Here is a 12,101-nt window from a genome sequence, read left to right as displayed (position 1 = left end):
AGGGGCCGAGGCGCCGAATACCGGTCGAAAGACCTAGAAGCTCTGGTCGAAATACCCAGGGCGGCAACGATTCCAGACGCCAGACTTGATGGTGCGGGCCCGAACGGGCCCGCACCATCGACCGATTGGAACTCGACGTTGCGACGCCACGCGAAACGACTCCTCCTCGGCGCCACCGCACTCGCGGTCACCGCCGGAGCGACCGCAGCCGCCATCTCCACTGCGCAGGCTGAAACCACCGGGCTGGCCGAGACCGCCGCACCAGCGCTGGCGATCCCCGAACCGGGCGGTGCGTTCGATACCGGCACCACGCAACTCCACCTCGTCGACGAGGACCGGCCCGACGTGTGGGTCCCCGAGGAGGACCGGGAGCTCATGGTCACCATGTGGTACCCGACCGCCGAGACGGAGGGCGCGACCGCGCCCTACATGACCGCCGAGGAAGGCGCGCTGTTCGGCGCGCAACTCCAGCTGCCCGGCGAACTCCTCGCCTCGGTCGAGACGAACTCGGTGGCCGACGCCGAACCGCTCGCCGACGACGGCGCGCTCCCGCTCGTGGTGCTCTCACCGGGCTTCTCGTTCCCCCGCGCCACCCTCACCGGCATGGCCGAAGAGCTTGCGAGCCAGGGGTACGCGGTGGCGGCCGTCGGCCACAACTACGAAGCGCCGATCACCTTCCCCGACGGACGCACCACCGAGTGCCTCACCTGCCAGCATGAGGACCTCGACGTCGAGTCACTGGTCCCGAATCGCGCCGAGGACCTCTCCTTCGTCCTCGACGAGCTCACCGGCGACGACGCGGCCTGGGAGGACGCCGACTTCCCTTATGAGCTCAGTATCGACGCCGATCGCATCGCCGTCGGCGGCCACTCGATCGGCGGCGCGAGCAGCCACCGTGCCATGCACGACGACGAGCGCTTCGACGCTGGGTTCAACCTCGACGGCACCTTCTTCGCGCTCGACCCGCACAAGCTCGACCGCCCCTTCATGATGGTCGGCGGCGGCGACGACCACGGGTCCCCCGGCCAGGACAAGACCTGGGACAAGGCCTGGAAGAAGCTCGACGACTGGAAGCGCTGGATCACCGTCACCGGCACCACGCACAGCTCGATGACGGACTTCGGCCCCCTCGGCGAGCAGGCCGGACTCAACCAGGACGACCTCGACGGCAACCGCAGCAACGAGATCGCCCGCGCCCTCGTCACCGGCTTCGTCGACGCCCACCTCCGCGGCGAAGAAGCCCCGGTCCTCGACCCGAACGCAGACTGGCCCGAGCTGGTCTTCCACAACCCATAACCCGCACAAGGAAACCGAAAGCCCGGCCGCGCAATGCGCGGCCGGGTTGTTCTTGCGTCAGACGGCCACTGAGACGAGCAGAAAGGCTGGAATGCGCTATCAGGAGCCGTTGCGGAGGTCCGCGAGGGTCTCCTGCTTGAAGGCGATGTCGGTGAACTGGACGTTGCAGCCCTGGCCTTCCGGGGCCTGGACGCCGAAGCCGGCCTTGACTGGGGTGTCCACGCCGAAGCCGAAGCAGCGCACGAACTCCCAGCGCTCGCCGTCGGAGGAGGCGTGGAAGGCGAAGCCCTCGCCGATGCGGCTGACGCGCATCCAGACCGTGTCGCCCTCGACGTTCCAGGCGTTGGCGTCGTCGGAGATGCCGCGGGTGACGACCGAGACCACCGTGCCCTGCTCGTCCGGGGAGTACTCGAAGCACAGCTTCGACCAGTGGCGCTCGTCGGCGACGAGGAAGAGGGTTCCGGCGTCGTACTTGCCGTTGAAGCCCACGGTGATGCGGGCGCTGAACTGCCAGTCGCCCTCCGGCGGCAGGCCGAGCAGGCGGGCGCCGTTGGCGGGGGCGGGCGCAGTGGGGTCGGGGGCGTAGACGTACCAGTCGGTGCGGGCCGCGGCGGTCGCCTCCAGGCCGGCCTCGGTGACCTGCCACTTCGGCGGTTCGACGGCGTCTTCCCAGTCGAGGGGGAAGGGGAGAGCGGGAATGTTGACTGTCATCCGGCCAGCTTAGCGGTGGAAAGAAGTCCCAGGAGTTTCTTTATTCAACGGTTGGGAAAAGGGGGGCGGGCGGGCCGAGATGTTGCCCGTTGGTTCGGGGTCTCAGCGTTGGCGGTTCTTGGCGGTGGGCCTGAGCCGTTGGGGGAGTAGGAATTCCTGGGTCTCTCGGGTGTGGACTCGTTCGACGATCTCGATGGGGCCCAATGCGGCGAGGGCCTGCACCACCTCGTCGACGAGGCGCGGCGGGGCTGAGGCTCCGGCCGTCACGGCCACGGTCGCCGCGTGCTCCAGCCAGTTCGGGTCGATCGCCGCGGCGTCCTCGATGAGGTGGGCCGCGACGCCGGCGCTGTCGGCGAGTTCCACCAGGCGGTTCGAGTTGGAGGAGTTCGCCGAGCCGACCACCAGGACGAGGTCGGCTTCGTCCACCACGGCGGCGACCGCCGCTTGGCGGTTGCTGGTGGCGTAGCAGATGTCCTCGGCCCCTTGGTCTTTGATCTGCGGGAAGCGCTGCTTGAGGGCTTCGGCGATGGTCTCGACCTCGGCCACCGCGAGGGTCGTCTGGCTCAGGTACGTGAGTTTCGCCGGGTCGGGGACCTGCAGCGCCGCGATCTCGGCGGCGCTCTCGACCAGGAGCGTGCGGTCCGGGGCCACGCCGATCGTGCCGATGACCTCTTCGTGGCCTTCGTGTCCGATCAGGATCACCGTGTCGCCGCTGTCGGCCGCCCGCTTGGCCTCGGCGTGGACCTTCGCGACCAGTGGGCAGGTCGCGTCGATCGCGTCGAGGCCGCGTGCGGCGGCTTCGCGCTCCACCGCGGGGGCGACGCCGTGGGCGCTGAAGACCACGAGCGCGTCGGCGGGCACTTCATCGAGCTCGCCGACGAAGACCGCGCCCCGCGACTCCAGGTCCGCCACCACGTGCGCGTTGTGCACGATCTGGTTGCGCACGTAGACGGGCGGGCCGTGCTCTTCGAGCAGGCGCTCGACGATCTCGATCGCCCGCTCCACCCCGGCGCAGAACGACCGCGGCGCCGGAAGGAGCACGCGGCGCGGCTTGCGAGCCATGAATATGCCCTCTTTGCGAAGCTTGCGAGCCATCAATTGGCTCTGTGGACCGTGCTCGCGGCCAGATGCGTCAGTTCTTCCACGGCCTCGGCTTGGAGGCCCGCCACGTTGAGGCTGTCGGTCGCCGCCTCGGTGAGCATCTCGGCGGAGCGGCGGCTCGCCTGCCTGCCGCCGCAGGCTTCGACGAGGTCGGCGGCGCGGCGCAGCTCGGGCTCGGTGAGCTGACCGGTGGCGCCGTAGATCGCGGCGAGCTCGGGCGCGTCGGGGTGCCCGGAGCCGAGCGCAGCGGTGACCGGGAGCGACTTCTTGCGGTTGCGCAGATCCGAGTACACGGCCTTGCCGGTGACGGCGGGATCGCCCCAGATCCCCAGCAGGTCGTCGACGTGCTGGAACGCCAGCCCGAGGCGGAAGCCGAAGTCCCGCAGCGCATCGACCTGCGGCGCGGTGCCGCCGCCGAAGAGCGCGCCGAGTGCGGTCGCGCAGCCCATGAGCGAGGCGGTCTTCGCCTCCGACATCGCGACGCATTCGGCGAGTTCGACCCGCTCGCGGGTCTCGAACCGGGTGTCCTCGAGCTGGCCTTCGATGAGCGCCCGCACGGTCTGGGCGAGCAGGCCCGTTCCCGCGGGGACCTTGTCGCAGCCGGACTCGGCGATGACCTCGAACGCCAGTGCGTGCAGGGCGTCGCCGACGAGGATCGCGTCGTTGACGCCGTAGACCTTCCACGCGGTCGGGCGGTGGCGGCGGAGGCTGTCGCGGTCGATGATGTCGTCGTGGATGAGGGAGAAGTTGTGGACCATCTCGACGGCGACGGCCGCCGGGACGGCCTGCCGCCAGCCGTCCTCGCCGCCGACGGCCTTGGCGGCCAGGAGTGTCAGGAGCGGCCGGAGGGCTTTGCCGGAGTTGGCCTGGACGGGCGAGCCTGAGGCGTCGGTCCAGCCGAAGTGGTAGGCCGCGATGCGCGCGGCGGGGGCGGGGAGCCGGGCGGCGGCGGCGCGGAGTCCCGCGTCGACGGCCTCGCGGGCGGCGGTGTGGTCGGTCAGGACGGTCAAGCGGGGCCTCCCTGGGCGGCGGGGTCTGCGGGGAACGTGGCGGGAGCCCGGGCGGCCGCCTCAGTGCGGAAGCGGCCGCCCGGGGTTCTCAGCGCCCGATCTCGACGTGCTCGAGGATGCCGAGCGCGTCCGGTACCAGGACCGCGACGGAGTAGTAGGCGCTCACGAGGTAGGACATGACGGCCTTCTCGTCGATGCCCATGAACCGCACCGAGAGCCCGGGCTCGTACTCGTCCGGCAGGCCGATCTGGTGCAGGCCGATGACGCCCTGCTCCGACTCGCCGGTGCGCATGCAGAGGATCGACGTGGTGCGCGAACCGGTGATCGGGATCTTGTTGCAGGGCAGCATCGGGATGCCGCGCCAGGCCGGGATGTGGTGCCCGTGGTAGTCCACCGTGGACGGGTAGATGCCGCGCTTGGTGCACTCGCGGCCGAACGCGGCGATCGCCTTCGGGTGCGCGAGCAGGATCTCGGGCTTGCGGCGGCGGCTGATGAGCTCGTCCAGGTCGTCCGGGGTCGGCGGGCCCGTGCGGGTCGGGATGCGCTGGCTCAGGGCCGCGTTGTGCAGGAGGCCGAACTCCTTGTTGTTGACCATCTGGTCTTCCTGCAGTTCGCGCAGGGCCTCGACGGTGAGCCGCAGCTGCTGCTCCATCTGGTTCATCGGCTGGTTGTAGAGGTCGGCGACGCGGGTGTGGACGCGCAGCACGGTCTGCGCGACCGAGAGCTCGTACTCGCGCGGCGCGAGCTCGTAGTCCACGAACGTGCGCGGCAGGTCCGGCTCGCCGGTGTGGCCCGCGGCGACGTCGATCGCGGCCTCGCCGTGCTTGTTGGCCTTGACCGAGCGGCCCGCCTTGTAGCGGTCCAGGTGCGCGGCGAGTTCGGGGATGCGCTCGATCAGCTCGGCCGCGGCGGCGGCCGGGAGCGTGAGGACCGTGACCGGGGTCGCGGCGACCACGTCGTGCTCCCACTTGGCGTCGTCCTCGACGAGGAGTTCCTCGCCGAAGTGGTCGCCGTCGACCATGAGCCCGAGCGAGGACTGGTCCCCGAATGGACCGGCGCCGAACTGCTCGACGCGGCCGTGCGCGATGAGGTGCACGCCGTCGACGGGCCGGCCCTCCTGCGCCAGGTGCTCGCCGGCGCCGACCTCGCGCTGCTCGAAGCGGTCGGCGAGCGCCGTCAGCACTTCCTCGTTCTCGATGCCGCGCAGCTGCGCGATCTCGCCGAGCTCGGTGGGGATGACGCGGACGGCGTCCCCTTCGGTGCTGAACTCGACGCGGCCGTCGCCGACCGTGTGGGTCAGGCGCCGGTTGACGCGGTACGCGCCGCCCTGCGTCTGGACCCACGGCAGGACCTTGAGGAGCCACCGGGAGGTGATCTCCTGCATCTGCGGGGCGGACTTCGTGGTGGTCGCGAGGTTGCGGGCGGCGGCGGTGCTGAGGCTGGTCTGGGGATGCTGAACGTTCGCGGTCTGCGTAGGAACGGCCGGCGTGCTGTCGACGACAGAGTCGGTCATGCAGTCACTTCCTCACATTGGGGCTGCTTTGGCTCGTAGAGCATCTTAGCGTTCACTATAGCTTGAAAGCCAATAATTCACCCATAAGGGTCATTATTGTGAATACTCCGCATCAATGACGTCGAAGCGTTCGATCGCCGTCTCGTACGCCACCGGGTCCGTCGCCCCGCCCCGGCTGAACGGGTACTCCAGCTGGAAGGCCGCGAACAGCATGAGCGCCACCATCCCGGAGATCAGCCCGACGAGCACGAACTGGTACTTGCGGGTCGGCGTGCCCAGCGTGAGCATCACCGCGAACACCAGCAGCGCCCCCGGCACCAGCACCGTCCACATCACCGGACCGAGGCCCCGCTGCGCCGTGAACAGCCGATCGGTGCGGTACTCCTCGACGACCGCCACGCCGTCGCGCACGGTGTCGAGCCGCGCCTGCTCCACATCGTCGTCGGTCTGCTGACCGGACACCGGCGCGCGCATCTCGTCCAGCAGCAGCAGCCCCTCGGAGGACACCGGCTCCTGGTCGCGCATCGCGGGCCACTCGACCTCGATCACCTCGGCCGTGTAAGCCCGCACCGCCGCGCGCACCTCGTCGCGGTCCGCGGGCTCGAGCGCCGCCGCGGACCAGTACACCCCGACCAGCTCGTTCGACTCCTGGAACGTCACGTGGCCCGCCTCGTTCTTGTCCTCCCACGCGGTGATCAGCACGAACGCCAGCACGATCGCGTACAGGACCGTGAGCAGCTCGAACAGCGTCGTGCCCAGCTCGTTGTTGTGCCCGCGGGTGGTGGGCGGCGCGAACTTCTGAAGGAGCGCGACGACCACGCTCGCCGCCGCCACGACCAACAGGAAGAACAGCAAACCTTGCAGCCAAATGGCCATTTGTGCCTACCAAATCTCATAAAGCAGAATATTCACGTGGATACTAGTGAATTCCGGAATCAAGGTCGGAGACGGACATGCGACGGCTCATAGCGCTCGTGATCGGGGCCGTCCTGCTGACCGGCCTGCCCGCCCTCGCGCTGGCCTTCGACGGCGGGTCCGCCCCGCCTGAGCCGGCCACCGAGGGGCGCCACGGTCACCACGGCCACCCGGCCTGGCCGGATTACCCGAGCTGGCCGGACTACCCGACCTGGCCGTGCCTGACCTACCCCCCGTACCCGAGCTGGCCGGACTACCCGACCTACCCCGACATCCCTTGGGAGCGGGCCGAAGGCCGGCATCACCATCACCACCACCACTGCCCCGAGCCTCCGGAACCGTCGCCCGAACCGCCCTCCCCCGAGCCGCCGACGCCTTCGTCGCCGGAGCCCCCGAGCCCGCCTGCGCCTTCGTCGCCGCCTGCACCCGAGCCGCCGAGTCCGCCCGCTCCCGAGCAACCGGAGCCGGAACGCCCTGAACCCGAACCGGCGGCCCCGCCCGCGCCACCGACACCGGCGGCTGCGGAGCCCACGCCGGTCGCGGACCCGCCGAGCGAGGCCGCCGCCTCGCCGCAAGCGCCCGGGCCACTGCCCGAGGCGCTCGCGGTCGAGGAGGAGGCCCCCGCTGCGGTCGCGGAGGAGTCCGATGACGGGACGGCTCAGCGGCGCATGATCGCCGCGATGGTCGGGTTCGTCGTCGCCGTAGGCGGAGGCTCGGCACTGTCGCGCCGCGTCGGCAGGTAGTCCCGCCACGACGGCGGCCGCAGTCCAGCGGTCGCCGTCGCGGGCAGCCGGAATTCCTTGGGGGCCTCGGCCTCCACGGGGACGCTCTGCGGCATCGGCCTGGGCCCGCCCGCCGCTCCGGGTCCCGCCACCATGAGCGGGCGGAGCTTGTCGTCGTCGTAGCGGGCGGTGACGCGGTGCCAGTTGAGGATCGCCGCGTTCCAGTCCCGCAGGCTCACCACGTACGCGTCGACCGCCTTCCTTGCGGCCGAGTCGAGGTCGAGTTCGGCGATGACCGGCGGCAGGTCGTGCTCGGCGATGAACTGGAACTGCTCGACCCGGGCGGTCATGAGCGCGTTGACGACGTCCATCGCCTGGACCGGCCCGCAGCCGAGGTACTCCTCGACGATGGTCACGGCATTGGCGATCTGCCCTTCGAACTCGATCTCCTTGCGGTAGGAGAAGAGGTCGTTGACCAGGCACGACTGGTCCATGGAGGCGGTCTCCATGGCGCGGATCGGCCGGGACTGGAACACCGCGTCCGGCACCTCGCGGCCGGCCTTCAACCTGGCGAGTGCCATGGTGAGGTCGGAGCCGAACGTCCTGCGGCGCATCTCGATGTAGTCGACCGGGTCGGGCACCCGGTTCTGGTTCTCCGAGTTCAGCTCCCAGAGCCAGGACTCGATCATCACCGTGACGGCGCGCTTGAACTCGGCGCGCGCCCGGTCGTCGAACTGGGCGGCGGTGCGCCGCCACAGGTCCGCCAGGCCCTTCTCGATCGGGTTGACCGGGACCGGCGTCGGCCCGAGGTCCAGCGGCAGGAACTCCAGGAGCCGCCGGTGCTGCGCGATCGCGGGGGCGAGGGCACGGCTGCGCCCGAACACCGCCGGGTAGTAGTCGTCCCCGTAAGTGCCCCAGGCGAGCCAGTCCGCGGAGGTGTCCAGCTCCGCCTGCTCCGCGTCGGGGGCGATGCCCGCGGAGCAGATGGCGAAGTCGAAGCCGAGGAACTGCTCCCGGTCCCACAGGCCCGAGCCCGGCAGCGCCGGGTCGGGCGCGAGGAAGCCCATCGCCGCCGCCCACTCCTCGCCGTGGCGGCGAGCCTCGTCGAGCAGCGGGTTGAGCCGCAGCTCGTACGGCAGGTGGATCTCCGGCAGCGTCATCGGCCCGACCTTCCGGAACGGTTCGCGCGTGTGCTGCTTCAGCCCCGACAGCGAGATCCGGGCCGCGCCCGTCCCGATCCCGTTGGGCCCGCCCAGGACCCGCTGCGCCGCGTCGTTCATGTACCGGCTGGACCGCATGTGCCATTCGTGGCCGCCGGCCTGCCAGTCCTGGAGTCCCTTGGCGTACAGGGCGATCGCGGTCTGCTCGGCAGGGTTCAGCCGCCGGTCGGCGGCGAGGACCGGCAGCTCGGTGAGGGCCGTGTTCTCGAACTGGTGGAGCCGCGAGGTGAGGATGTCGTTGACCAGGTTCGCGGCCTGCTGGGTCTCCATGCCGAGGAACCGCTCGAAGACGAGCACGGCGTTGGCGTTCTCGCCTTCGTCGGTGACCTCGCGCTCGTAGGAGAACAGGTCGTTGCGCAGGTGAACGGCGTCGCTGAAGGTGTCGCGCAGGACTTCGAGCGGCCGTTCGCGCGCGACCGTGTCGGGCACTTCGGCACCGACGGCGTACTCGACGATGCCAGCCGACCACGGGGCGCCGCCGACCTTGCGGCGCATCTCGATGTACTCGATCGGGTTGGCGACCCGGTCGGTGGTGATGTTCGTGAGCTCCCACATGGACTCGAACAGCAGGTTGATCGTGCTCTCGAGGAACCGCTCGCGCCAGCCCATCGACATCGATGGCGCCGTGCGCCGCCACAGGTCGATCAGGCCGAGCTCGACCGGGTTCTCCGGCTCCGGCGGTTCGCTGAGGTCGAGCGGCATGAACAGCGGGATGCGGTCGAGGTACGCCTTGGCGCCCTTCATGTCCCGGGTGCGCTTGAACGCGTCGAGGAAGTGGTCGTCGAAGAAGAACACCCACACGTACCAGTCGGTGACGAGGTCGAGCGCGGGCGCGTCGCAGTCGGGGTGCGTGTACGCGCACAGCAGCCCGTAGTCGTGGCGGTCGAGCTCGGCCTCGTCCCAGATGACGCCGCCGCCTTCGGCCGGGGCGTCGAGCATCCCCATCGCCTTGGCCCACACCCGCGCGTGGGCGCGCGCGCCCTCCACGTTCGGATTCAGGCGCGCCGGGTAGGGAAGATAGAACACGGGTAGCTCGAACGGGTGATTTTCTGGCATAGCACTCCCTAGGGGCGAAACCGGCAGTTTGCAACGCCACTGTAAGGCCTCCGGAGTGAAGCCGCTACCCCCAGTTCGGGTTGCGTCGCCCGCGAACGAGTCAGGCGCGCTCCCCGTGCGACGGGAAGCGCGCCTTTGTGTTGCGACGTGCGCTGGGTCAGGCGAGCGTGAGCCGGTCGGTCAGGTCGGCCGGAGTGTCCGGCGGCAGGGTCACGTTCTCGAGGAGCCACCGGAGCGTCGGCACGTCCTTCGGGTCGACGGGCACCTGGGCCCTGACGAGGGCGCTCACGAAGTCGGCCGCGGCAAGGGAGAGCTCACCCACGATCACCTTCTCGCGCAGCGAGTCCACCACCTGGCCGGCCAGCGAGGGCGCGTACTTGCGCACCTGCTCGACCAGCGTGGTCCTGTAATCGTTCTGCACTGTGCTCCTCGATTCCTAGAACAAGAGGCCCTTGTCGTTCACGACGACGCCACTGCTGATGTTGCCCGGGGTCGGGGTCGGATAGCCGGTCCACACGGTCCCGTCCTTGTTGAGGATCACCTTGATCTCGACCCCGTTGTGGACGCCCACGGCCTCATAGCCGCCGCCGTCGCGCGGCTTCATGGAGGTCGGGTTGCGGGCCACGTGCTCGATGCCCTCGATCATCTGGTTCTCCGACCACGTGTCCGGGAATTCGGTGCCGCCGCCCGATCCGGGGGCGTGGCCGCCGCTGATCAGGTCGCCGCCAGTGCCGTATTCACCGTAGAGGATGTGGGTCCTGCGCTTGGAGGTGTCGCCGAGGTTCGGCATGTTCTGCAGTTGCTCGGGGGTCCAGCCGCTGGTGCCCGGCTGGTTCGGCGTCGTCGGGGTGGTCCCGCCGCCGGCCTGGCCCTGGTCGAACTCGTCCCACGCCGCTTTCGCGGCCGAGGAGACGCCGCTGACCGGTGGCTTGACCCGCGGCGGGCCCGGCTTGGGGCCCGGTTTCGGCCCCGGCTTGGGAGTGGCGAACGCCAGAGCGATCGCGGCGACTACGAGGAGCTTGGTGAGCGCGCGCATGGTCACCTAACTGTCGAGAAGCTGCTGGAGAGCCTGGAGGCTCTGGACGAGCGCGATGACGACCCCGACCACCGTCGCGAGGACCTGCGCGATCATGCCCGCCGCCTGTACCGCGACCGCGGGGATGCCGACGCCCGTGGCGCAGAGCCCCAGCCACACCGGGAGGCGGATGAGCAGCGTGGCGACGAGCTGCGCGATGAGGTCGCGCACGAGTTCCCTGGTCACCGTGACCAGCGTCCCGGCGCCGGTGGTCGCGGCGCTCATGGCCGCGCACAACTGGGCCAGCCCATCGGTGCCGACCACGTTGTGCCCCATGTTGGCCTTGTACGCCGCGGCGGCGTCGTCCTGCCAGCCGGCGATGTCGGCGTCGATGAACGCGGTGAGGTCGTCCTTGATGCTCATGAGCTCTTCGGCCATGTTGGTCCACGTCTGGGCGTGGGCGGTGAGGATGTCGGCGTCGCCGGTGAGGTCGTCGAGGAGGTCCCGCAGCGGCTCGATGAGCTCGATGAGCCACGAGACGCCCGTGGAGACGATCGCGCCGAGCGGGTCGAGGAAGCCGACCGCGCTGAGTCCGGCGCCCACACCCGCGAGGGAGGCGTCCACCCACTCCTCGGATTTGATGGCGGCGACGATGTCGGCGATGTCCTCGCCGATGCCCGCGCCCTTCCAGAAGTGGTGCGAGTCCTGGACATCGGCGACCAGGGGGTTGTCGCTCATCTACAGGCCTCCGGTAAGCCGGTCGAAGTCGCTCCCGGTGCTGGCGTCGGACTCCTCGTAGAGGTCGGCGCAGGTCCTGAGGGCCTCGACATGGGTGCCGAGGTTGGTGATGCCCTTGCCGAACAGGGGCTCGACCAGCTGGTGCTTCTCCTCGAGGATCCCGGCCATCCACTCGCACAGCGGCCCGAACGCATCGGGCGCGGCGGTGATCTCGGCGGAGGCCGCCTTCACGGTCTCGAAGCGCTGGATGAGGCCGTCGATGTGCCCGGCGTGGGTGCGCAGTTCCTCCGGGTCGACCTCGATGCCGCCGCTCACGGGCGGCCGCCGAGGCGGCTCTGGAGGTCCTGGGCGACGGCCCGGCCGGTCGCGGAGTCGGCGCCCACGGTGTCGGCGATGACCTCCTGGGTCTGCGCGGCGACCCGCTGCTTGGCGTCGGCGAGGGCCTCCATGAGCGCACGGGAGACGGCTTCGGGGGCAGTGCGCTGGATGCGCGCGGAGAAGTCGGCCTTGAGCAGGACTCCGCTGGAGTCGACGGTGACGGTGGCGAGCCCGTTCGCGTCGCTCGCGGTCGCCGTCAGGGTCCGCATGCGCGTCGCCATCTCCTGGGTCGCCGCCACGGTCTGCTGGAAGGCCGCCTGGCGTTCCTGAAGGCGGGCGACGGCGTCGTCGCCGCTGAGTACCCGTCTGTCCATGCTCGATCACTCCTCGTACCGCCGGCGGTCCGGGTGCCGGCGCCCATCAGGTGGCGAGAATAGCCCAGGTGTTCCAAGGCTCCTCACCTCCCGGACGCCTGCCGTCGGCCCG

The 12,101-nt window shown here is 70.1% G+C and carries 13 protein-coding genes; 2 read left to right on the top strand and 11 right to left on the bottom strand.

Translation table 11 applies throughout. The features are described from left to right. Nucleotides 1–138 precede the first annotated feature (138 nt). Nucleotides 139–1,296 carry an alpha/beta hydrolase gene (locus AB0I03_RS11700; RefSeq protein WP_360410429.1) on the top strand — a complete coding sequence of 386 codons (1,158 nt, stop codon included), beginning with the start codon at nucleotides 139–141 and terminating at the stop codon, nucleotides 1,294–1,296. A 99-nt stretch (nucleotides 1,297–1,395) separates the two neighbouring features. Here AB0I03_RS11700 and AB0I03_RS11695 read toward each other — a convergent pair whose 3' ends face one another. The 5 genes from AB0I03_RS11695 to AB0I03_RS11675 all read right to left on the bottom strand — a co-directional run bounded on the left by AB0I03_RS11695 (nucleotide 1,396) and on the right by AB0I03_RS11675 (nucleotide 6,507). After that, nucleotides 1,396–2,007 (bottom strand): DUF1349 domain-containing protein, encoded by a 612-nt coding sequence (locus AB0I03_RS11695; RefSeq protein ID WP_360410426.1) that lies wholly within the window; start codon nucleotides 2,005–2,007, stop codon nucleotides 1,396–1,398. A 102-nt stretch (nucleotides 2,008–2,109) separates the two neighbouring features. Beyond that, nucleotides 2,110–3,069: a 4-hydroxy-3-methylbut-2-enyl diphosphate reductase gene (gene ispH / locus AB0I03_RS11690; RefSeq protein WP_360410423.1), complete on the bottom strand. Its 960-nt coding sequence runs from the start codon at nucleotides 3,067–3,069 to the stop codon at nucleotides 2,110–2,112. 32 nt (nucleotides 3,070–3,101) lie between these two features. Further along, nucleotides 3,102–4,118 (bottom strand): polyprenyl synthetase family protein, encoded by a 1,017-nt coding sequence (locus AB0I03_RS11685; RefSeq protein ID WP_360410420.1) that lies wholly within the window; start codon nucleotides 4,116–4,118, stop codon nucleotides 3,102–3,104. A gap of 88 nt (nucleotides 4,119–4,206) precedes the next feature. Continuing rightward, nucleotides 4,207–5,631 carry a family 2B encapsulin nanocompartment shell protein gene (locus tag AB0I03_RS11680; RefSeq protein WP_360410417.1) on the bottom strand — a complete coding sequence of 475 codons (1,425 nt, stop codon included), beginning with the start codon at nucleotides 5,629–5,631 and terminating at the stop codon, nucleotides 4,207–4,209. Nucleotides 5,632–5,724: 93 nt separating this feature from the next. Continuing rightward, nucleotides 5,725–6,507, bottom strand: a complete 783-nt coding sequence (locus AB0I03_RS11675; protein WP_360410414.1) for a hypothetical protein — start codon at nucleotides 6,505–6,507, stop codon at nucleotides 5,725–5,727. Nucleotides 6,508–6,584: 77 nt separating this feature from the next. Here AB0I03_RS11675 and AB0I03_RS11670 point away from each other — a divergent pair, with 77 nt between their 5' ends. Further along, nucleotides 6,585–7,289 carry a hypothetical protein gene (locus tag AB0I03_RS11670; RefSeq protein ID WP_360410411.1) on the top strand — a complete coding sequence of 235 codons (705 nt, stop codon included), beginning with the start codon at nucleotides 6,585–6,587 and terminating at the stop codon, nucleotides 7,287–7,289. On the opposite strand, the gene AB0I03_RS11665 is transcribed toward AB0I03_RS11670, so the two are convergent. The 6 genes from AB0I03_RS11665 to AB0I03_RS11640 form a co-directional block, all read right to left on the bottom strand. Next, nucleotides 7,205–9,544: a germacradienol/geosmin synthase gene (locus AB0I03_RS11665; protein ID WP_360410408.1), complete on the bottom strand. Its 2,340-nt coding sequence runs from the start codon at nucleotides 9,542–9,544 to the stop codon at nucleotides 7,205–7,207. The two genes, AB0I03_RS11670 and AB0I03_RS11665, sit on opposite strands and share 85 nt — an antisense overlap. Nucleotides 9,545–9,701: 157 nt before the next feature. After that, entirely contained in the window at nucleotides 9,702–9,965 is a 264-nt protein-coding gene (locus AB0I03_RS11660; protein ID WP_360410405.1) for a hypothetical protein, read from the bottom strand. Between the two features lie 15 nt (nucleotides 9,966–9,980). Continuing rightward, complete coding sequence (locus tag AB0I03_RS11655; protein WP_360410402.1) at nucleotides 9,981–10,580, bottom strand: EndoU domain-containing protein; 600 nt, start codon at nucleotides 10,578–10,580, stop codon at nucleotides 9,981–9,983. Nucleotides 10,581–10,586: 6 nt separating this feature from the next. Continuing rightward, nucleotides 10,587–11,297: a hypothetical protein gene (locus AB0I03_RS11650; RefSeq protein ID WP_360410399.1), complete on the bottom strand. Its 711-nt coding sequence runs from the start codon at nucleotides 11,295–11,297 to the stop codon at nucleotides 10,587–10,589. Continuing rightward, on the bottom strand, nucleotides 11,298–11,612 hold the full coding sequence (locus AB0I03_RS11645) for a type VII secretion target (RefSeq protein WP_360410396.1): 315 nt from the start codon (nucleotides 11,610–11,612) through the stop codon (nucleotides 11,298–11,300). Beyond that, the gene (locus tag AB0I03_RS11640) at nucleotides 11,609–11,989 is read right to left on the bottom strand and encodes a YbaB/EbfC family nucleoid-associated protein (RefSeq protein WP_360410393.1); all 381 of its coding nucleotides are present in this window, start codon (nucleotides 11,987–11,989) and stop codon (nucleotides 11,609–11,611) included. Before AB0I03_RS11640 ends, AB0I03_RS11645 begins: the two co-directional genes overlap by 4 nt. Nucleotides 11,990–12,101: the final 112 nt, after the last annotated feature.

This window comes from Glycomyces sp. NPDC021274 (assembly GCF_040641195.1).
Taxonomy (GTDB): domain Bacteria; phylum Actinomycetota; class Actinomycetes; order Mycobacteriales; family Micromonosporaceae; genus Glycomyces.
Note: the sequence above shows the minus strand (reverse complement) of the source record. Positions and strands in the feature narration are given on the sequence as shown.